We start from the raw sequence: 19,062 nt of genomic DNA on the forward strand, positions 1-19,062 counted from the left end.
TTGTGCTGTATTTTAATCTTTACGGTCTGTTTCGAACACGCGGTCAGTTGTGTCCGTCACAACCGTTCTCCTATAGCTTTCGAAAGTCTCACTGCACTTAGAAATGCTGCCTCAACCCTGTTGCCAATCGTCCAATCTCCGCATGCAGCAAGGCCATTTTCGAAGTCTAAAAGAACGTCACTTTCACTGGCTGTCTGTACGTTAGCAAACTTCCAGCGATGGATATCAGCCGACAGAACTTCATCGGGTAGACCCGGCAGCAGTTTAGCTAGGCTGTCGAGCATGGCAGTGCGCACGATTTCCAAGTCGTCATCGACGTTTCGATCGGCCCAGTGGTTTTGCGAGTGAACGACAAGTGTCGGCAAAGGCGAGCGTTGCGGGCGTGATGTGCAGTCGGCGACCCATGCGATCACCTCGTCGTCATAGCGCACTGCACAGTGTCGTTGTAAGGCGCGTGATTGATGGGTGAGCATCAGTGTAAAGCAAGCATTCATCTTTGCGCTGGCTGCGGGTCGAAAGCCACTGTAATTCGCAGGCATCAAGGCCATCGCCTGGGGAGCAGGACAGGCGGCGACAACCCAGTCGAATGGACCGGCCCGCTCGTAACCGGTAGCAAGTATCCAATTAGACGGGCCGCCTTCGACAGCATCAATTCTTGCATTTAGCCGGATGTCCAATCCATGTGACATCCACTTAGGAAGCGCCGTCATAGATGGAACGCCCACAAATCTTGGCGAACGATCGCTCTCGTCGATGATTGATGCGGAGCCCATCGATGACGAGCCGATGGTTCCTGACCATGTTTCGACGAAGCCGAGTTCGAGTGCTGGCTCTAACATAGCGTGGAACGAGGGGTCGCGAACGGTAAAATACTGGGCGCCGTGATCGAACGTGATTTCGCCGGCACGTCGGGTTGCCATTCTGCCACCGACACCGCGGCTTTTTTCAAAGATTGTGACCTCAGCCAACCCATGCAGCGATCGTGCGAAGGTCAGCCCTGCAATCCCGGCACCTATAACTGCAATTTTCTTTCGATCGGACATCACATTTCCTTTGTATTGATCCTACCCAGAATGGTGTTTGTCAGATCGAGGCGGGTGCACACCGCCGGCGACGTGGCCGCGGACCTCGGCCGAAACGGCCGCGTGGAACTAGGCGACAAGGGTCCTTCATCTGAAAAGCCTTTGCAAACGAGGCCGGATTCGAAGGAAGCCGCGATATGCGACGTCGAACAGCGGGGTGGCCGGTTGCCAACCTGCGAGCAAGCCAAAGGGACGCAATAGAGGGATTGCACGCCACATTGCCGCGAATGCCGCTGCTCCAGAAAGGAGCATTCCTTCTTCCTCGGCACGAAAGCGGGAGAGTACCTCCTCCCGCTCAAACGGACAAACGGTCATGGGATCACAGGCATCGACGAAGCGGATCGCGCCGCGCCGATCTAGCCGCTGTAGCAGAGTAATTTCTCGCCGGCAAAGCGGACAATTGCTGTCGAACCAGACCGTAAGCTTTTCAGTCATCCGCGCGCCAGCATTATGAAGCGCGCCTGTTCGGCAGGTGACGTCTCAAACAGCCCTGTGAAAGTGGTGGTGAGCGTCTTAGAGCCCTGTTTGGCAATGCCGCGCATGGCCATGCACATGTGTTCCGCCTCAATCATCACCGCGACACCCATTGGCCGAAGGCTGTCACCGAGCGAATGGGCGATCTGGGAGGTCATCGTCTCCTGAGTTTGCAGGCGACGGGCGTAGAGATCGACCAGTCGCGCCATCTTTGAAAGACCAAGCACACCCCCGTTCGGGAGGTACGCGACATGGGCCACTCCGTAGAACGGAACCATGTGGTGCTCGCAGTGCGAATGGAAAGGGATGTCTTTGACGATCACCATGTCCTTATATCCTCCAACCTCGGAGAAGGTCCTCGACAGCACGTCTTCGGAAGCGTTCTCGTATCCGGAGAATAACTCGCGATAGGATTTGGCCACACGCGTTGGCGTGTCGAGCAGGCCTTCGCGGAAAGGATCGTCGCCCGCCCACCGGATAAGTGTACGCACGGCAGCCTCCGCTTCCTCCTGGCTTGGCCGATCGATGGCAGCCATATGGCCCGCATTGTTGGCAATGGCATCCATTAAGTACTCCTCACATCCATAGACGGCGAGGCTTACGTCGCTTCTGCCGTTTCAGATCAAAATGCCCTCGTCTCCCGCCTCCGCGTGATTTTTTGATCTGAGTTCAGCATTGGGTCGTAAGCTCCGGCATTTGAAAGAAAATCCCGTGTCGCGTGACATATGTGCTCGCCGAGGCTTCGACGGTTGAAACGAGATCATTCTGGCGGGGTTCGATCACCCTGGTGGAAAGGAGCACGTTGATGCCGAACGGGTACTGATCGAGCGCTGCATTGCGGAGGGGCAGTCTCTCACCATTGTCGGCTTTAACCCGAAGATCAGTGAGAACTGACTGGCACCAACTTTGCCTTTCAAATGGCCCAAGACGAGGCCAAAATCATCATGGCAGTAAATTGGCCGTTTGCCTTTTCGCGCGCATCATTGATCACGCGGCCCGAAAACGCGTTGAGGTATCGAAATCAACACCTTTTAGCTCCAACGTATCAGTCGGTCTCACCTAGCAGGTGCGATTGCTTTCTGGATTTTCCGCCCGCCTCCCCGAAACCGCCGCCGGACTGAGCACCGCATCCATTTACGGCGCGATGATCGCCTGATTCGTGGCTGGAACCCTTTGGGGTCAGCTGCAGGCTACCAGATCCGATCTCGGCGTTCTGCTCGCGAGCAACGCACTTGCTTTGATGTCGTTTGCGACGATTGTGTTCCCGAGGCCGCTGTTATCGATCGCCTACAACCTCCGCTTTTTGGCTGCTGCTACAAAATCTGCTCAAAAAAACTGCGAAAGGCGTTGGTATACAAGACTGCGTTTGCGGGTGACGGTTATTGTTTCGTGAGCTTACGGCGTCATGTTTCTCGCGGCGCATTCCCACGCTGCGATTGGGGATGTGTCTAATCTGCGATGATCGCTAGCCTGTGAACATCTCCTGCGGCGAGCAGCAAGGCAAAAAAATTGCATTTCCTCTTTGATCTATTCTGGTTTCGGGGCGTATTGGCTCGCATGCACATAGAAGCACCGCTCCGAACCGGTTTGCATGACGTGACATCCGCCAATGCGGCGACCGCTTGGCGTCCGCCGGAATTGGAACGAAAGGTCCGAGCGTTGGAGGAAGAACATCAAGAACTCGATTCCGCGCGGATCACGTCGTTGATGGCCGCAGTGGCGGACTCGCGCGATGCCGAAGCTTTCGAGATTCTTTACAGGCATTTCTACCCTCGGGTCCGATCGTACATGGTCCGCCTTACAAGAGGTAATCGCGTGCTGGCAGAAGAGCTTACGCAGGAGACTATGATGAAGGTTTGGCACAAGGCCGCATTATTCGATCCATCGAAAGCACAGGCGTCCACCTGGATCTTCACGATCGCACGAAATCGCAGGATCGACGCGATTCGCAGAGGCGCGCACCCCCAGTTTGACGTCAATGATCCGGCTTTTGTGCCCGACGAGATTGAACCGGCAGATGCTGGAATAGAGCGCCAGCAAGATGCACAATTGTTGCGTCAGGCGATGCTGTCGCTGAAAGGCAAATATGTGGAGGTGCTGCGGATGTCATTTTTCGACGGTCTGACGCATCCAATGATAGCACAGAAACTTAACCTCCCACTTGGAACGGTAAAATCGAGGATACGGCTTGCATGCGAGAAACTGCGGATGGCGCTTCAGGACGAAGCAAAATGATAAATCACCATCTCGATGACGACATGCTCTTACATTACGCAGCTGGGAGTTTGGCGGAAGGGTGGAGCGTCGCTGTTGCCACCCACCTCGCACTGTGCCCGGCGTGCCGCGCCAAGCTAGAGGTGCTCGAAAGCGTCGGAGGGTATTTTCTGCAGTGCGACGACGCGGATGAAAAAGATGTATCGAAAAGCTGGCACAACCTGAAAGCCAGGATTGAAGCAGGTGAAATCGAAAATGTTTTGCCGATGAAGAAGTCTACGGCGGCCAATCAGACTTTTCCAGAGCCATTGAGGTCTTACGTTGATCAGGCAGGCGGCTTGAAGTGGCGCCGGCTCGGCCGTGGAGCCGCTCAAATGATTATTCCAACCGACGACACAACGACCACCATTCGACTGCTGAAGATACCGGCTGGTCAGCCCGTTCCGGAACACTCCCATGACGGCTTGGAGCTTACCCTTGTTCTGGACGGGAGCTTTAGTGACGAAGTCGCCACCTTCAGGCGAGGGGATGTTGAAATGGCAGATGGTGATCTGATGCATCAGCCCCGAGCCAGCACTGAGAAGGATTGCATCTGTCTCGCCGTCACAGACGCGCCATTGCGGTTCACAAGCAGATTGATGCGGTGGTTGCAGCCGATTTTGCGGATATAGGGTCAGGACTTGATTTTAAGCGTCATCGCTCGCTCTCCCGTGGAGCGAACATGGTTTACTGTGCCAGGTTTTCATCTCAAGTATCGGAAATAATTCAATTTAATAGCAAACCGGAGTTCATATCGTGCGTACAAACGATACCGAGCCAGAAGGCCGGCATCGAGAGGAGACGATTATGAACAGGATATTGGCCAATGCTGCAATAGCGGCCGTTGTGACAGCAACAAGCGCATTCGGCGCCTACGCTGCAAATCCGAAGGTCGGCGGCGCTGCTATGTACGAAAATAAAAATATCATCGAAAACGCCGTCAACTCCAAGGACCACACCACGCTCGTCGCAGCTGTCAAAGCAGCCGGTCTGGTCGAAACGCTTGAGGGCAAAGGCCCGTTCACGGTCTTTGCTCCGACCAACGAAGCTTTCGCTGCTCTGCCCAAGGGCACGGTCGAAACGCTACTGAAGCCGGAAAACAAGGCAACCCTCACCAAGATCCTGACCTGCCACGTCGTTGCCGCTGATGCGATGGCCGCGACAGTCGCCAAGATGATCAAGGACGATGGGGGCGAGCACGACATCAAGACGGTCGGCGGCTGCGTGCTGAAGGCCAAAGAAAGCATGGGCAAGATCACGCTCACGGACGAAAGCGGCGGCACGGCCCATGTCACAATCGCCGACGTCAAGCAGTCGAACGGCGTCATTCACGTTGTCGATAAAGTGCTTCTGCCGAAGATGTAGTCTACATGCCGGGGCGCGTGTCCGCGTCCCGGCAGAATTCCGGAGGGCTAGTCAACAGAACCGCCGCGGTTGGTCGATCTTTCCGACCGCCTTCCCCGGTCCTCGAAGAACTCTTCCCCTGCGTTTATCCCTAATCTCATGTATTGAAATGGCGCCTTTAGGGTTATCGTCTCCCCACGAAAGACGATAACGACGCTGTTGGTCAGAGGATCGTAGTAGATCGTCATCCGATCCTCATAGCTCATTGAATTTCCCTTATATTATGTGACTGGCTCTCGAAATACCGCCGGTCCCTAACGGGTATATTGGTGACCTGCTGCGGTCCTAGGGGTCCGAGCCCGGTCTGCTGGCGGGTAGGGCTTTCGTGCCAGACAATGTCATTAAGACCGCGCACTCGCACAGATCAAAAAGTCGGCCGAACACAAGCAATCGCTTGTGTTCGGCACAACTTTCTCCAATGGGCGGCAGAAGCTATCGTCGCGTTGCAGTTCGTCCAGTTATTTTTCCGGCCGCCCGCGGGATAGCATTCGTTGCAGCGTTCGACGGTGCATGTTGAGAAGACGGGCGGTCGCCGACACGTTGTTTCCGGTTTCTGCGAACACGCTTGTCACGTGCTCCCAGCGAACGAGCTCGGCTGGTTTGATGGCATCCCCCAAAGACAACTTTGATGCGTTTGCCACACCGAGAACCTCAAGGATTTCGTCCGCGTCGGCGGGCTTGCTCAGAAATTCGGTTGCGCCAAGTTTGACTGCGGTAACGGCCGACTGAACGGTCCCATAGCCAGTCAAGACCAGCGTTTTTGTCTCAGGAGAAATATCACGCACTTCCGCTACGATTTCGAGGCCACTCCGATCACCGATCCGGAGGTCCGTTATAACGATATCGAAACGACGAAGTCCAAGCGCATCGATCGCATCGTTGACCGTACTATAGATCTCCGTGTCGAAGCCGCGGTCCTGAAGCGCTTTGCCAAGTCGCCGCGCGAACACGCAGTCGTCATCAACAAGGAGAGCCAGGCACCTGGCATCTGAATCTGCGGCTTCGCAAGTCACCGTCGAACCCAACTCTATCATGGCGTTCTCCTTGCCTGGCTTGTGGGGCTGCTAGCCCGAACGAATACTGGTGACTGGTCGCGTCACTGGCCTTTCCCTGAGCGTCGTTATCGCCATCGATCCAGCTGGAGACCGTTAAGATGTCCTTGTCGCCGCGGCCGCAGAGATTGACGATAACGAGCGCTTCCGCCGGCATTTCGGGCGCAATCTTTATCAACTCCGCCAATGCATGAGACGGCTCCAGCGCCGGGATGATCCCCTCTTCGGTAGCGAGAAACTGGAAGGCGTCGAGCGCTTCCCGGTCGGTGGCTGACCTGTACGAAACCCTGCCTTGCTCCTTCAACCACGCGTGCTCCGGCCCAACTCCGGGATAGTCGAGACCTGCCGAAATCGAGTGGCCTTCTTGAATCTGGCCATCGGGATCCTGGAGAAGGTAGGTGCGATTGCCATGCAGGACACCTGGCGTTCCCTTCGAAAGCGAAGCGCAGTGCTCATCCGTATCGACACCTCGGCCCCCGGCCTCGACGCCGATCATCTCAACGTCACGATCACGGAGAAATGCATGAAACAGACCAATCGCATTCGAGCCGCCGCCGACTGCCGCAATCAGGAGGTTTGGAAGGCGCCCTTCATATTCGAGGATCTGATTGCGTGCTTCGGTACCAATAATCGATTGTAGTGTTCGAACCATTTCCGGATAGGGATGTGGCCCGGCGACGGTACCGATGAGATAATAGGTGTCGTCGATGTTTGACACCCAATCACGAAGTGCTTCGTTCATGGCGTCCTTGAGTGTTCCGTTCCCAGAAGTGACTGGTCTTACCTCTGCTCCCAGAAGCCTCATTCTGAAAACGTTCGGCGCCTGTCGTTCGATATCCTTGGCGCCCATGTAGATGATGCACTGGAGGCCGAAGCGCGCTGCGACTGTCGCAGTGGCGACACCATGCTGGCCCGCGCCTGTTTCGGCAATGATACGGCGCTTGCCCATCCGTTGGGCGATGAGTATCTGGCCGACGCAGTTGTTGATTTTGTGAGATCCTGTATGATTTAGCTCATCTCGCTTGAGATAGATGCGTGCGCCTCCCAGAGCGGCTGTCAGGCGCTCGGCAAAATAGAGTGGGCTCGGCCGTCCGACATAGTGCCGCGACAGGTATGCAAAGCGTTCCCAGAATGATGGATCAGCTTTAGCCTCCTGCCATCGAGTTCCAAGATCGAGCAAAAGCGGCATCAGGGTTTCTGCGACAAAGCTCCCGCCGAATTGACCAAAAAATCCATCAATGTCCGGCATCGCAGAATTCATGTCTCGCATTGCACTCTCCTCGTTTATCCGATTGTACGAGAGTGGGTGAGTTTAGATTTGTTGCAACGGGCAAATCGATTTCGGCGGATCGGTAGGGAGGGGCTTGAAACATTCCACGCGCCCGCATGCTTAGCTTTGCGCTCGTGGGGATTGCCATGCTCAAGGTAACCCGTAGTCAAAGACGAAAGCCTTATCCGCGTCAGGGTCATCGACGCGCTGAAGACGCCGGTTTTGAGGGTGGTTGACGCCGGGTCAGCCGATGAAGCGATAGAGCTCCTTGATGATCACATGATACATCTGTGCTTCACGGCTGTTCAGATGATTTTGAAGCCTTCGGGCGATGATCTGGCCAATATAGTCGTCGCTTTCCCGATGCCGGGATCGTCGTCGTTTGCCGCCCGACAGAGTTTTCTCTATGCCCTATGACTTTTCCAGAATCATTGCCCGTTTGGGCCTTTCTGGGAGAATTGAAATCGAACTTGTCGCGTGCGCGAAAGATTCATCGCGACATGAATATAATCCGGAACGAATCCCCATTTAAGGAAACAGGGCGCTCGTCGCACTCGGAAGCGAAGCCCTGATGACGCGCTGTTTGAAGGTCGCTGGTCACGGTGAGAGATTGTTCGCTTCTATCCCGATAGCGAGTGCCAGAACGAATGCTGTGATAGTTGCGACAGCAAACGCCCCAACAAAGGCTGCTGTCGCTTTGGACACAGATATCTCCAGGTCGAACGTAAACCAGCGTACTTGTGCCTGGGCATACCAGACCGTGGCAATGGCCATGGTTACAAGGCCGATAAAAAGGCCCTGTTCATGTGGCATGAAAATGAAGTCGAATGCCAGGCCAAGTACGAATGCAAACGGTGCAGCGACATAGCACTGGCTGTAAAACGGCGGGCGCAAGGAGTTTCGGGTGATCCTCACCGATCTCCATCTCAACAGTGTTACAGCCATTGAGAGCGGATAGATCCCGAACACCACACCGCGCGCAATCAGCAGGTTAGACCCCGATCCGAGCTCCTTGGCCGCCGCTGCGGTGTCAAACTCCGATGGAAACGCGGTGGAAAGCCCTTGGGACAGGAGCAGGGTCAAGAGCAGGAACAGCGGGGGGCTGATAGTGTCGTCGTACTGATCCTCCAGCCGATCACCAAGCTCGAGGTCTGCGTAGCGCATCATGCTTAAAGGCCGTGTGACCGAGCGCCAAACCGTTAGGGGATAGAACAGCAGCCAGGACACAAGCTCGAAAAGCAGTTCCTCCAGCGACTTCAAGAGTTTCATGAAGTCCAAATCCGCCTCCTGCTGCCGGCCTTGTTGCGTCGATGCTTTCAATAACAGGGCCGGGTACTTTCGTCACGCAACGATGTGTCTCGCAGCGTTTCGTTACGAAGCAACGGCTTTCGGTATTGCGACCGACTGGCGCAATCCGAAAGGATGGATATTTCGCAGAGTGATCGCACCGCCGTAGAGTTGGAAGGTTCGTTGGCGATTGTCAATCCGAACCCGTGGCCTGACACGGTCTCATCCAGTCTGACGCCCGGTGCGAATGATTCAGCGATCGCCGCTTTGGCCATGCCGGGGCCGTACGGTGAACGTTGATGTCGCGGCAAACGTGGCGGTTTTCTGTCTCGCTCGCGGCGCCCACTCGAAGGAATCGCCGCAGACCAAACTCGCAACCCGTTGTTCCGGCGCTGCTAGGCGCCGTCTCGTTCCGTTGCGCTTATGTCTGCACCATGCCGGAGGTGATGATGTGCAAGGCAACTGAGGAGATTTGGGTACACGGAGCGTCGGGGGCATGCGCTCCAGCGACTGCTCAAATCTATCCACTCGACGCATTGGCCGAAGCGAATGAGTTCCAGGAGCGCGGCGAGGCCGTCGGAAAGGGCCTGGTCCTACTGCAAAACGCCTGACACGAACGGTTGGCTCGTCTGTCCAAGTATCGAAAGCAAGCGATAACGGCTTTCGGCTCCGGAAACGCCTCAAGGGCGAATACGCCATATTCGCAACCGATGCCCGGCTGTTTGAATGCGCCAAAGGGAGCGAGTGGCTGATGGGTGCGCCGTTGATGACCACTCCTCCGTATTCAGTCGATCCGCAAATTCATACATAGGGCGGCGTATGAGAAGCGCCCGGCCGGTCATCAGCCGGGCGCTTCCTGTCAGGTGTCGGCCTTCATGGCCTCCACCAATTGGTCGTAGGTGCGGACGCCCCTGTTAAAATTGTGGGCAACGGCTTTCATGAGTTCCGCGACCGCAGCCGGTTCCCTCGTCATTCCACGTTCGCGTGCGATCGTCTTAACGACATCGACGCAGATGCGCAGATCTTCCTTCGAAAGGTGGCTCGCCATATGATGGTCACCGAGAGTGCCCGCCATGTCGTGGCGGGCACGCCTGCCTAGAAGTCCATGCCGGCGCCGGCCGGCAGTACCGGAGCGGCTTCCTTCTTCGGTTTCTCGGCGATCATCGCTTCCGTCGTCACCAGCAGGCCGGCAACGGAGGCCGCATCCTGGAGGGCGGTGCGAACGACCTTTGCCGGGTCGATGACGCCCTGCGCGTAGAGGTCACCGTACTCACCGGTCTGCGCATTCCAGCCGAAAGAGAAGTCGGCTTTCTCGCGGAGCTTGCCGACGATCACCGAACCTTCCGCACCAGCGTTCTCGGCGATCTGGCGAACCGGCGCCTCAATGGCGCGTCGGACGATCTCGATACCAACCTTCTGGTCCTGATTGGCTGTCTGGAGATTGTCGAGAGCCTTCACGGCACGAAGCAGCGCCACACCGCCGCCCGGCAGGATGCCTTCCTCGACGGCCGCGCGGGTTGCATGAAGGGCGTCATCAACACGGTCTTTCTTTTCCTTCACCTCGACTTCGGTGGAGCCGCCGACGCGGATGACGGCGACACCGCCAGCAAGCTTGGCAAGACGTTCCTGCAGCTTTTCGCGGTCGTAGTCAGAGGTGGTTTCCTCGATCTGCGCGCGGATCTGAGCAACGCGCCCATCGATTTCGGCCTTGGAGCCGACGCCATCGATGATCGTGGTATTTTCCTTCTCGATCGCCACCTTCTTGGCGCGGCCAAGCATATTCAGGGTGACGTTTTCGAGCTTGATGCCGAGGTCTTCGGAGATGACAGTGCCGCCCGTCAGGATGCCGATGTCTTCGAGCATCGCCTTGCGGCGGTCGCCGAAACCCGGAGCCTTGACGGCAGCAATCTTCAAACCACCGCGCAGCTTGTTGACGACGAGCGTAGCAAGAGCTTCGCCCTCGACGTCTTCCGCGATAATCAGCAGCGGTTTGGAGGACTGCACGACGGCTTCGAGCACCGGCAGCAAGGACTGGAGGTTCGACAGCTTTTTCTCGTGAATGAGGATATACGGGTCCTCGAACTCAACCCGCATCTTGTCCTGGTTTGTGACGAAGTACGGGCTCAGGTAGCCGCGGTCGAACTGCATGCCTTCGACGACTTCAAGTTCGGTTTCCGCGGTCTTGGCTTCTTCGACGGTGATGACGCCTTCGTTGCCAACCTTTTCCATCGCTTCAGCGAGATACTTGCCGATCTCCTCGTCGCCGTTGGCCGAGACAGTGCCGACCTGGGCAATTTCGGAATTGCTGGTGATCTTGCGGGCGTTGGTCTTCAATTCCTTGACGACGGCGTCGACGGCAATATCGATGCCGCGCTTAAGGTCCATCGGGTTCAGACCGGAGGCGACGGCCTTGGCGCCCTCCTTGACGATCGCCTGAGCGAGGACAGTTGCGGTGGTGGTGCCGTCGCCGGCGAGATCATTGGTTTTCGACGCCACTTCGCGCAGCATCTGGGCACCCATGTTCTCGAATTTGTCTTCCAGTTCAATTTCCTTGGCGACCGAAACACCGTCCTTGGTTATGCGCGGCGCACCGTAAGACTTGTCGATGACGACGTTGCGTCCCTTCGGACCAAGCGTGACCTTCACGGCGTTGGCAAGGACATCGACCCCACGCAGCATGCGTTCGCGTGCATCGGTGTTGAATTTGACTTCTTTCGCAGCCATTTGTTCACTCCTTCAATAGGCAGCTTTTTGACTGATGGGCGGGCAGGCTTACGCTGCCCGCTGCTGCTCGGCCTGAGCTTCGATAATGCCCAGGACGTCGCTTTCCTTCATGATCAGCAGGTCTTCGCCGCTGATCTTGATTTCGGTGCCGGACCATTTGCCGAACAGAATGCGGTCGCCAGCCTTGACGTCCAGCGCCTGGATCTGGCCGGCTTCGTTACGGGTGCCGGAGCCGGCGGCGATGACCTCGCCCTCCTGCGGCTTTTCCTTGGCGGTATCAGGAATGATGATACCGCCCCTGGTCTTTTCCTGGGATTCGACACGGCGGACAAGAATGCGATCGTGTAGCGGTCGGAACGACATGTTTTCCTCCATTGGACAAAAAAGATGACGCAAAATCCCCTTCCGGAACGGGTGACCAAACCGGACGGGTGCGAACCTCATCTGAGCGTTCGCGTGGAAAATTTATTTTCGTGATTTTTCGATTTCAAGAGGGGCGGGAGAAAAAAATAGCACTCGATATCGCTGGCTGCTAACATGCTGGAAAGGAACAAGAAACTGCATTTTAGAACTCAAAATGCCGTTGATAGCTGCACGATTTTGCGCCACCTTCGCAATGTCACGAAACGGAGATGAAGCATGCTATTCTCATCGGATCTGGAGCGCCAGCTCAATGGCTATGGTCTCACCACCGCGCATATACTCTACCGCATTCCGGACTTTGAATCGGTCCTGCAGACCTATGTCTGGCAGGATTACGATCTCGCCCCGGACTTCCCCGAAATGCGCAAATTCCTGGACTTCTGGCGCAACAGCCTCGACGGACCGCTGCACTCCGTCCGCTATACACACCAGCGCCTGATCGGGCCCAACGAATGGCGCCGTTTCGATGGCGAATTCAAGCTGCACTGAGGTTGAATCTCACATTTCGACTTCCTAGCTCACCCGGCGATCGGGGCTTGATCAGCCCGGTCGCTTTCCACGTCTGTATGGAGTGAGACCACATGGAAGAGACTATTAAAATCATCAAGGATGCCAGCATCGCGGAGAGGGAGGAGATCATTGTCGATTTCGCGCGCTGGCTCGAGACGGCCTCGCAAGATGCGCTCGTCTACGGTGAGGGCCGTTTCGCTGTGATGTCGGCCAGTATGGCGCAAGCCATCCGCCTTAACGCCGATGAGCTGGCACGCGACACGCCGGAAACAACCGAGCGGCTATTGCAGCAGGCATCCGCGATGATCCTGCAGTTCAAGGCGGCTTATCCGCATCGCGTTCTCAGTCGATCACTCCACTAATCGCGCCACGTCACGAGGTCGGCAAAAATATTTTCGCAGCCGGTCTTGAATCGGAAAATCGTCAAAACCAAATCGTTTGCCGCCAGCCGCTGATACAGGGTTGGCTTCGCCGGGAGCGCCGCTTTTGGCATTCCCGTACCCATGTTGCTTCAAGGAGGATATGGCTATGGCAACATCTTACGACTATGCACCGCTTTACCGCTCGAGCGTTGGGTTCGACCGGATCTTCAATCTTCTGGAAAATGCGCAGCGCGCCCGTTCGACGAATGACTGGCCGCCCTATGACATCGTTAAAACGGGCGACGACTCATACCGCATCTCCATCGCGGTAGCGGGCTTTGCAAAGGACGATCTCGACATCAGTTTCCAATCCAATCTGCTGACCGTCACCGGCAAGAAGCAGGAAGTTTCGGCAGATGGTTACCTGCATCGCGGCATCGCTGGTCGCCCGTTCGAACACCGGTTCGAACTTGCCGATCATGTGCGGGTGAACGGAGCCGATCTCAGCAATGGTCTCCTGTCAATCGAGCTCGTCCGCGAGATTCCCGAGGCACTGAAGCCGCGCAAGATCTCGATCCAGACCACGCCTGCTTTGACGTCAGCCGCTCCGGCGCAGATCGAAGCGCAGAAGGCGGCTTGATCTCTACGTCCATTAGGTCCAAGGGCGCCACCGCGGTGGCGCCCTTCAACATTCCGGGTTGGAAAGGAGAGAGCCATGAAACCCGATATGTTCAAAAAACCCGTCACCATTCTTGTCGGCTTGGGCTTCCCTGCAGAAGTTCGCAGCGTGATGGACGCTTATCGACACCTTGCCGAATGGCCGGCATCGTTCAGGGACACGGCGCACTCTGTTGCTCTGAAGGCGTGTCAGGCAGCGCTTCACGGCGACATCGAAGCAGAGACGGCGCGGGGCCTCTTTGCAGCATTCGCAGCGAAGCATGATTTGCTGGCCCCCCAAACGCCCGCGATTGCTGCCTCTCGCATGCGACGCGACCGCGATCCTCACGTGCAATGAGGTGATCTCATGGAAAACGCCATATTGCAGCAGGCGGTCGACCGTGCAGTCACCATGGGGCCGGCGGTATTGATGCGGGGCATGCAATTCCGGCGGCCGATCGACGTCGTGAAATCCCGATCTCTGTCGGTCGATGACAAGCGGGCCATCCTTGCGGCGTGGGCATCTGACTTCTATGCCGTCGATTCGAAGCCGGCTCTTCGGCAATTGCCCGGGACGGATGAGCCGATCTCAATCGACGAGGTTCAGCTAGCCCTTAGGGAACTCGATTGCAGGCAGGGTTAACAATCAATCCGAGACTGTCGGTTGCTGACATAATTGCGATGAAAGACTGCTTTACGCAGTGCGCCGCCAACCTTTTCAGGCTGGCGGCATCAGTTGGCTATGCGCAGGTCGTCATCGTCATCTCTTTACTGTCGTCGCATTCCGGCTCGCACCGTGCCTGCGACGCCGCCAAACCAGGCTGCGATCGCCCCGATCAAAAGCGCAACGAACGCCACGATCGCGCCCGTTGACAGCACTTTGCTGGCCGACTGAGCGGCCTCAACAGCTTTTTGCTTCGCCATTTGCATCGACTGCTTGTATTGCGCCTCGTAGTCCACAACCTGTGTCTTGGCTTGATCGACCGGGATATTCTGAGCGCGAGCGAGCGCGGCTGCAGCCTTGTTGCGTGCGTCGTCCACTGTCGCCTGGTCCCCGGTGATCACTGCTCGCAGCGCAGCAACGGCAGTGTCGCGTAGCGCCTGGGGATCGTTGCCGCCGGTTGCAGACCTGATCTGCTGTTCGATGCCCGAAAACGGATTTCCGTTATTTGCCAGGGCGGGCACTGCAACACTTGCCGCCGTTGTCGCCGTCTGGCCGACACCGCCAAGCATACTTGAAATGCCGCTGAATGCGCCACCAACAACTGCACCCAGCGATGTTGTCAACAGATAGAGAACCACCAAGGTGGTAACAGCCCATGCCGTCAGGCCGTGATAACCACCCGTCGCTCTAATGGCCCGGCCAGACAGGCGGCTGGCGGTATAGCCGCCGACGAAGGACGCGACAACGCCTGAGGCAACGAACCATGCAGCGCTGGCTGTCGAGACGGTTCCAGCTGCGGGGTTACCATAGGAAGATGGATCGACAACCGCCAAACCGATGCCAAGGCCAAGAAGGTTCAAGAGGGCTTGAGCGGAGAGTGCAAGTGCAACACCGGCAAAGACGGCGCCCCAAGAAACATTGTTCAAAATTGCTGTATTCAGCAGATGACCTTCTCTGTCATCTGATCTGTGAGCTACATTGATCGGATCATTCATGAGCGTGTCCTTTTTTATAGAATGGCCGCCAGGTTCGGCGCCAGAGCACCGGGCTATAAGGTCCCCCGGTGCTCTGATACATCCAAAGATCTGAACTCCTTCGAGCTAAGGCCCCTTTCGGATTGTCTGCTCGCAGGCTGGTCGCTGATTTAGCTCGCTTTGCGCAGTTGCAGGCGCGAGACGCCGGCCGCAACATTCAGACCGGTCCCCGCTTCCGCGCTCAGCGGCTGCAGGCCAAAATTCTTGGCGTTGCCGCCGATGAGTGCATTCGCTCCGAGACCAACGCCGAGAGATGCGCCAGCGGATGCACCGACGTATGTTCCGCCAAGGCTGCCTTCACCGACTGTTGTCGGCGTCGTGTTGACGACGATCCAGCTCAGATAGGATTTTCCGGTTACGCCGATATCGATACCGAGCTTGCCAATCGTTCCGGTGTAGCGTTCGACCTTGCCAGTGCGCTGTTTGAACTCGCAATCGACAGTGCGGCTGGAGCCAATGAGCAAACCTATTCCGCCAGCGACTTCGCACGACAGTGTTCCAAGTCGCTCTCTAGGTTGTGACGCAACTTGCTGATTATGCTGTTTCTTGCTGTGATGCGTGCCGGCCGCTGAAGCAACCGATGCAAGAGCGACTGTGCCCGAAAGGGCGAGGATGAGCATCTTTTTCATGGTACGTTCCTTGTTTTAAATGCAGTGTCTAGATCTGCAGCGCCGCCGGTCAGGCGAGCCGCAAAACAGAAGCGACCTGCAGGTTGCAGATCACCGGCTTCGACGTGAAGTCGGCGGCAATCGAGGTCGCATCGCATGCAGCTTGATGCGATGACACCGTTCCGGTGAGCATGACCACACCGTCTGCTATCTCGACGTCGATCAGGCAGTCTTCGAGACCGTGGGTATAAGCCAGGAGGCATTTGATCGCGGCACCGGCCGCGACGGAATCCGCGGCAGGTGCCGCGCTCGTGAACAGCGGAAAGAGCATCGGGATTGACCTTTGATGGGTGATTGCGGCTCGCCAGTGTTGGCGAGCCGGTTGATCGCAAGAGACCTACTTCAACGCATCCTTGATGGCGTCCTTGCCTTTGCCAACCGTGCTCTGCACCTGGCCGGCGGCCTTGTCGACCTTGCCTTCGGCTTCGAGCTTGTCATTACCGGTGAGCTTGCCGGCAACTTCCTTGATCGTGCCCTTCAGTTCCTTTGCGGCACCTTCGATACGGTTCTTATCCATAATGCAGCCTTTCTTAGACAGCGTTTCAATCATGTGACACCGAATTCGCCGGCGTCATGATGTTGGAAATAGAACCCTTCCCGATGAAAGTTCAGAGTGGAAAGTACTATCGCAATTAGTATCAAATGACCTTTTTGCGGGCTCAACGTCATTTTCCGCGCGCTGTTTGACCCCCACGCGCTCGAGATTTTTCGTCGGGACCACCTGTAAAGCCGCGTTCCCGCGCCCAGATGACTGCGGCCGCACGCCGGTTAACGCCGATCTTTCCGTATAGGGATGCGATGTGGTTGCGGATGGTGTTCTTTGAAAGATGTAGGGTCTCTCCCATTTCAGCATCGCTATGGCCTTTGCAGATCAGGCCCAGGATGTCCCGCTCCCGCTCGCTAAGCTCCAGCAGTCCCGCGGTCGGCGTCGTCGTCGACCCTTGCTTTAGCGTCGCGAGTCGCTCGACAATGGAGCGGCTGAACCAGGACGTGTCGGCCATGACACTTTCGATCGCCTCAACGAGTTGCGCTTCGCTTCGCCGGCGTTCCGTTACGTCCTGAAGGGCCCAAATGACGCATTGCTCGTCATTGATTTCCACGCGTTCAGCGGAAACAAGACAGTCGGCGACACCACCATCTTTTTGCTTCATCCGCATCGGCTCATTGCGAACGAAGGTATTGTCACGCAGCTTCTGCTCGACGGCGCGTCTGGCGGCAATGTCCTCCCATAGGTGGAGTTCGCCTGCCGTTCGGCTGACAACCTCCGTTAAGCTGTAGCCGGAAATTTGCAGGAAGGCGTCGTTTGCTTCTGTGAAGACGAAGTCATCGAGCCGGGAAATAGCCGCCGGAGCAGGTGAAAGCCGGAAGGACTTTGCGAACCGTTCCTCGCTCTGACGAAGAGCATTCTGAGCCTTTCGTCGAGCATCGAGGTCGGCAAAGGTAAACAGCATACAGGGCTCTTCGACGACGGAAATCGGCTCGCCTGCAACGATGACAAGCCGGTCGCCACCGTCGGGAAGAGGAACAAGTGCCTCTCGATGTCGGATCACCCGGCCCTCGGTGAGTTTCAATAGGGCATCGTCCCCGGTGTCGCAGTTCGAGAACAGGCCGATCGCATCCACGGTCTTGCCGATGACGTCTTCTTTGGTGAAGCCTGTCATTTCTAGAAAGCCCTGATTGACGCGGATAAAGCGGCAGTCGTCCAGCCGGCAGATGAGCCCCGGCGCGGGATTGGCATTGAATGAACGCTCGAATCGTTCCTCCGCTTCAAATCGTGGTGTTTCGTCTTTCATGATCAGTGCAAGTACATCAGGCTTGTCGCCTGCGTCAGTTATGATCATCGTGCGAACAGTGTGCACCCACACCAGATCGAGATCGGCGGCAGGCGACACCTCTATTGTAACGTCATCAATCGTCTCGCCGCCAAGCAGGCGCTCGATCGGGTATTGGCCTTCCTCCAAAGGGTGGTTGTTGCGGTACCGCAGCGTGAATGCCCGGCGGTATCCAGTTGCGTCGCCGCCGAGTTCCTCGATGCCGCTGATCCGATGCATCGTGATTGCAGCGGTATTGGCCCAAGTGATGCGTCCGCCTGGTTCGACGAGGATGATCCCGTCGCTGAGGCCCCCGATCAGTTCTTGTAGGCTGCCCTTGTTAATCTTGGGGGGCTCGGGATTATTGCTCATCTCGTCTCTCAGCTACGTCCGATAAACGAATACGTCGCATCCTTGCAGGCCAGGGGAAAGGAAAATCTGCGTCGCCGTTTTGGGTTTATCTACCTTCGAACTGCCGACGGCGTCATTTCTCGCGCTCGGCCGAAACAGAAGATTAATGCTGACCCTATAACTTTCGGCACATAACGGAGCCCTGCTGATGTCGACGAAATGTGATGGTTGCCGCGATGGCGCCGTTTTTGACCTGCCATTTTCGATGGCGTTTCAGCCGATCGTCAATATTACGACGGGCGCTGTCTTTGCCCACGAGGCTTTGGTGCGTGGTCCGAAGGGCGAGGGGGCCGGATCGGTTCTCGGCCAGGTTCGGGAGGCCAATCGGTATGCTTTCGACCAGCAATGTCGGGTCAAAGCGATCGAGCTGGCATCCTTACTCTTTGATCCCACCGATGATGTGAAGCTATCGATCAATTTCATGCCGAACGCGGTCTATGAGCCGCGTGCTTGTATTCGCCTTACGCTCGCCACTGCCATGAAGACCGGTTTTCCACTTGACCGCATTATCTTCGAATTCACCGAGAACGAGCAGCTCGACACCAATCACATTCTTCATATCCTTCGGACCTACAGGGATATCGGATTCAAGACGGCTATCGACGATTTCGGTGCTGGTCATTCAGGCCTTGGCCTTCTTACCCACTTTCAGCCTGACATCGTGAAGTTGGACATGGACCTGATCCGCGGGATCGATACCGATCCCGTCAGGCGAAGGATCGTAAAGCATACCCTCCATATGCTCGAGGATCTGGCGATCCTGCCGCTGTGCGAGGGCGTAGAAACTGCTGACGAGTTGGCGGCACTGAGGGACCTCGGTGTGTCGCTGATACAGGGATACGTCTTGGCGAAGCCAAGTTTTGAATCACTGGCAGTTCCAGTTGGACGGATCCCAATCAACCCCGCGGCTTGAGCGCATACGCCGCAGATCCGGTGTGCAAAGCCGTCACGGACCGCACGGGTTCACTACACAGAA

Annotated in this window: 22 protein-coding genes and 2 pseudogenes; 9 read left to right on the forward strand and 15 right to left on the reverse strand. The window is 56.7% G+C overall.

The features are described 5' to 3' along the window. Nucleotides 1-56: 56 nt before the first annotated feature. The 3 genes from AC1DNK_RS22500 to folE form a co-directional block, all read right to left on the reverse strand. A complete protein-coding gene (locus AC1DNK_RS22500; protein WP_477943423.1) occupies nucleotides 57-1,043 on the reverse strand; it encodes an NAD(P)/FAD-dependent oxidoreductase in 987 nt (328 codons plus the stop codon). A 126-nt stretch (nucleotides 1,044-1,169) separates the two neighbouring features. Beyond that, nucleotides 1,170-1,517, reverse strand: a complete 348-nt coding sequence (locus AC1DNK_RS22505; protein WP_477943424.1) for a thiol-disulfide oxidoreductase DCC family protein — start codon at nucleotides 1,515-1,517, stop codon at nucleotides 1,170-1,172. Then, nucleotides 1,514-2,122, reverse strand: coding sequence for a GTP cyclohydrolase I FolE (gene folE, locus AC1DNK_RS22510; protein ID WP_477943425.1), 609 nt, complete (start codon nucleotides 2,120-2,122; stop codon nucleotides 1,514-1,516). Before folE ends, AC1DNK_RS22505 begins: the two co-directional genes overlap by 4 nt. A 943-nt stretch (nucleotides 2,123-3,065) precedes the next feature. On the opposite strand from folE, the gene AC1DNK_RS22515 reads away from it, so the two are divergent. The 3 genes from AC1DNK_RS22515 (at nucleotide 3,066) to AC1DNK_RS22525 (ending at nucleotide 5,174) form a co-directional block, all read left to right on the forward strand. Beyond that, nucleotides 3,066-3,791 (forward strand): sigma-70 family RNA polymerase sigma factor, encoded by a 726-nt coding sequence (locus AC1DNK_RS22515; RefSeq protein WP_477943426.1) that lies wholly within the window; start codon nucleotides 3,066-3,068, stop codon nucleotides 3,789-3,791. Then, nucleotides 3,788-4,441 (forward strand): ChrR family anti-sigma-E factor, encoded by a 654-nt coding sequence (locus AC1DNK_RS22520; protein ID WP_477943427.1) that lies wholly within the window; start codon nucleotides 3,788-3,790, stop codon nucleotides 4,439-4,441. The genes AC1DNK_RS22515 and AC1DNK_RS22520 overlap by 4 nt, the downstream gene beginning before the upstream one ends. A 175-nt stretch (nucleotides 4,442-4,616) precedes the next feature. Next, nucleotides 4,617-5,174 (forward strand): fasciclin domain-containing protein, encoded by a 558-nt coding sequence (locus AC1DNK_RS22525; RefSeq protein ID WP_477943428.1) that lies wholly within the window; start codon nucleotides 4,617-4,619, stop codon nucleotides 5,172-5,174. A gap of 497 nt (nucleotides 5,175-5,671) precedes the next feature. On the opposite strand, the gene AC1DNK_RS22530 is transcribed toward AC1DNK_RS22525, so the two are convergent. The 7 genes and pseudogenes from AC1DNK_RS22530 to AC1DNK_RS22560 all read right to left on the reverse strand — a co-directional run bounded on the left by AC1DNK_RS22530 (nucleotide 5,672) and on the right by AC1DNK_RS22560 (nucleotide 11,909). Next, nucleotides 5,672-6,247 (reverse strand): response regulator transcription factor, encoded by a 576-nt coding sequence (locus tag AC1DNK_RS22530; RefSeq protein ID WP_477943429.1) that lies wholly within the window; start codon nucleotides 6,245-6,247, stop codon nucleotides 5,672-5,674. 109 nt (nucleotides 6,248-6,356) lie between these two features. Next, nucleotides 6,357-7,535 (reverse strand): annotated as a pseudogene (gene trpB / locus AC1DNK_RS22535) (tryptophan synthase subunit beta); the annotation flags it as partial. 597 nt (nucleotides 7,536-8,132) lie between these two features. After that, nucleotides 8,133-8,804, reverse strand: a complete 672-nt coding sequence (locus tag AC1DNK_RS22540) for a permease (protein ID WP_477943565.1) — start codon at nucleotides 8,802-8,804, stop codon at nucleotides 8,133-8,135. A 538-nt stretch (nucleotides 8,805-9,342) separates the two neighbouring features. After that, nucleotides 9,343-9,608, reverse strand: a pseudogene (locus AC1DNK_RS22545) (hypothetical protein); the annotation flags it as partial. Nucleotides 9,609-9,681: 73 nt separating this feature from the next. Continuing rightward, the gene (locus tag AC1DNK_RS22550; RefSeq protein ID WP_477943430.1) at nucleotides 9,682-9,897 is read right to left on the reverse strand and encodes a hypothetical protein; all 216 of its coding nucleotides are present in this window, start codon (nucleotides 9,895-9,897) and stop codon (nucleotides 9,682-9,684) included. A 20-nt stretch (nucleotides 9,898-9,917) separates the two neighbouring features. Further along, nucleotides 9,918-11,546 (reverse strand): chaperonin GroEL, encoded by a 1,629-nt coding sequence (gene groL, locus AC1DNK_RS22555; RefSeq protein WP_477943431.1) that lies wholly within the window; start codon nucleotides 11,544-11,546, stop codon nucleotides 9,918-9,920. A 48-nt stretch (nucleotides 11,547-11,594) separates the two neighbouring features. Further along, nucleotides 11,595-11,909: a co-chaperone GroES gene (locus tag AC1DNK_RS22560; protein WP_477943432.1), complete on the reverse strand. Its 315-nt coding sequence runs from the start codon at nucleotides 11,907-11,909 to the stop codon at nucleotides 11,595-11,597. A gap of 276 nt (nucleotides 11,910-12,185) precedes the next feature. Between AC1DNK_RS22560 and AC1DNK_RS22565 the strand changes: the two genes are divergently transcribed. From AC1DNK_RS22565 to AC1DNK_RS22585, 5 genes are all read left to right on the forward strand, one after another. After that, a complete protein-coding gene (locus AC1DNK_RS22565) occupies nucleotides 12,186-12,458 on the forward strand; it encodes an usg protein (RefSeq protein ID WP_477943433.1) in 273 nt (90 codons plus the stop codon). 92 nt (nucleotides 12,459-12,550) lie between these two features. After that, entirely contained in the window at nucleotides 12,551-12,841 is a 291-nt protein-coding gene (locus AC1DNK_RS22570; protein WP_477943434.1) for a hypothetical protein, read from the forward strand. A gap of 166 nt (nucleotides 12,842-13,007) precedes the next feature. Next, a complete protein-coding gene (locus AC1DNK_RS22575; RefSeq protein WP_477943435.1) occupies nucleotides 13,008-13,481 on the forward strand; it encodes an Hsp20 family protein in 474 nt (157 codons plus the stop codon). A gap of 75 nt (nucleotides 13,482-13,556) precedes the next feature. Further along, complete coding sequence (locus AC1DNK_RS22580) at nucleotides 13,557-13,856, forward strand: DUF982 domain-containing protein (RefSeq protein ID WP_477943436.1); 300 nt, start codon at nucleotides 13,557-13,559, stop codon at nucleotides 13,854-13,856. Nucleotides 13,857-13,865: 9 nt separating this feature from the next. Continuing rightward, a complete protein-coding gene (locus AC1DNK_RS22585; RefSeq protein ID WP_477943437.1) occupies nucleotides 13,866-14,141 on the forward strand; it encodes a hypothetical protein in 276 nt (91 codons plus the stop codon). A 125-nt stretch (nucleotides 14,142-14,266) separates the two neighbouring features. Here the strand turns inward: AC1DNK_RS22585 and AC1DNK_RS22590 are convergent, their stop codons facing one another. From AC1DNK_RS22590 to AC1DNK_RS22610, 5 genes are all read right to left on the reverse strand, one after another. Continuing rightward, complete coding sequence (locus AC1DNK_RS22590; RefSeq protein ID WP_477943438.1) at nucleotides 14,267-15,157, reverse strand: PhnA-like protein; 891 nt, start codon at nucleotides 15,155-15,157, stop codon at nucleotides 14,267-14,269. A gap of 149 nt (nucleotides 15,158-15,306) precedes the next feature. After that, nucleotides 15,307-15,825, reverse strand: a complete 519-nt coding sequence (locus AC1DNK_RS22595; protein ID WP_477943439.1) for a DUF992 domain-containing protein — start codon at nucleotides 15,823-15,825, stop codon at nucleotides 15,307-15,309. Between the two features lie 49 nt (nucleotides 15,826-15,874). Continuing rightward, the gene (locus tag AC1DNK_RS22600; protein WP_477943440.1) at nucleotides 15,875-16,135 is read right to left on the reverse strand and encodes a BON domain-containing protein; all 261 of its coding nucleotides are present in this window, start codon (nucleotides 16,133-16,135) and stop codon (nucleotides 15,875-15,877) included. A 66-nt stretch (nucleotides 16,136-16,201) separates the two neighbouring features. Next, nucleotides 16,202-16,381: a CsbD family protein gene (locus AC1DNK_RS22605; protein WP_112821086.1), complete on the reverse strand. Its 180-nt coding sequence runs from the start codon at nucleotides 16,379-16,381 to the stop codon at nucleotides 16,202-16,204. Nucleotides 16,382-16,529: 148 nt separating this feature from the next. Further along, nucleotides 16,530-18,047, reverse strand: a complete 1,518-nt coding sequence (locus tag AC1DNK_RS22610; RefSeq protein ID WP_477943441.1) for a PAS domain S-box protein — start codon at nucleotides 18,045-18,047, stop codon at nucleotides 16,530-16,532. 187 nt (nucleotides 18,048-18,234) lie between these two features. Here AC1DNK_RS22610 and AC1DNK_RS22615 point away from each other — a divergent pair, with 187 nt between their 5' ends. Beyond that, on the forward strand, nucleotides 18,235-18,999 hold the full coding sequence (locus AC1DNK_RS22615; RefSeq protein WP_477943442.1) for an EAL domain-containing protein: 765 nt from the start codon (nucleotides 18,235-18,237) through the stop codon (nucleotides 18,997-18,999). The last annotated feature ends 63 nt before the right edge of the window (nucleotides 19,000-19,062 follow it).

The organism is Rhizobium sp. 01N424 (genome assembly GCF_056399485.1).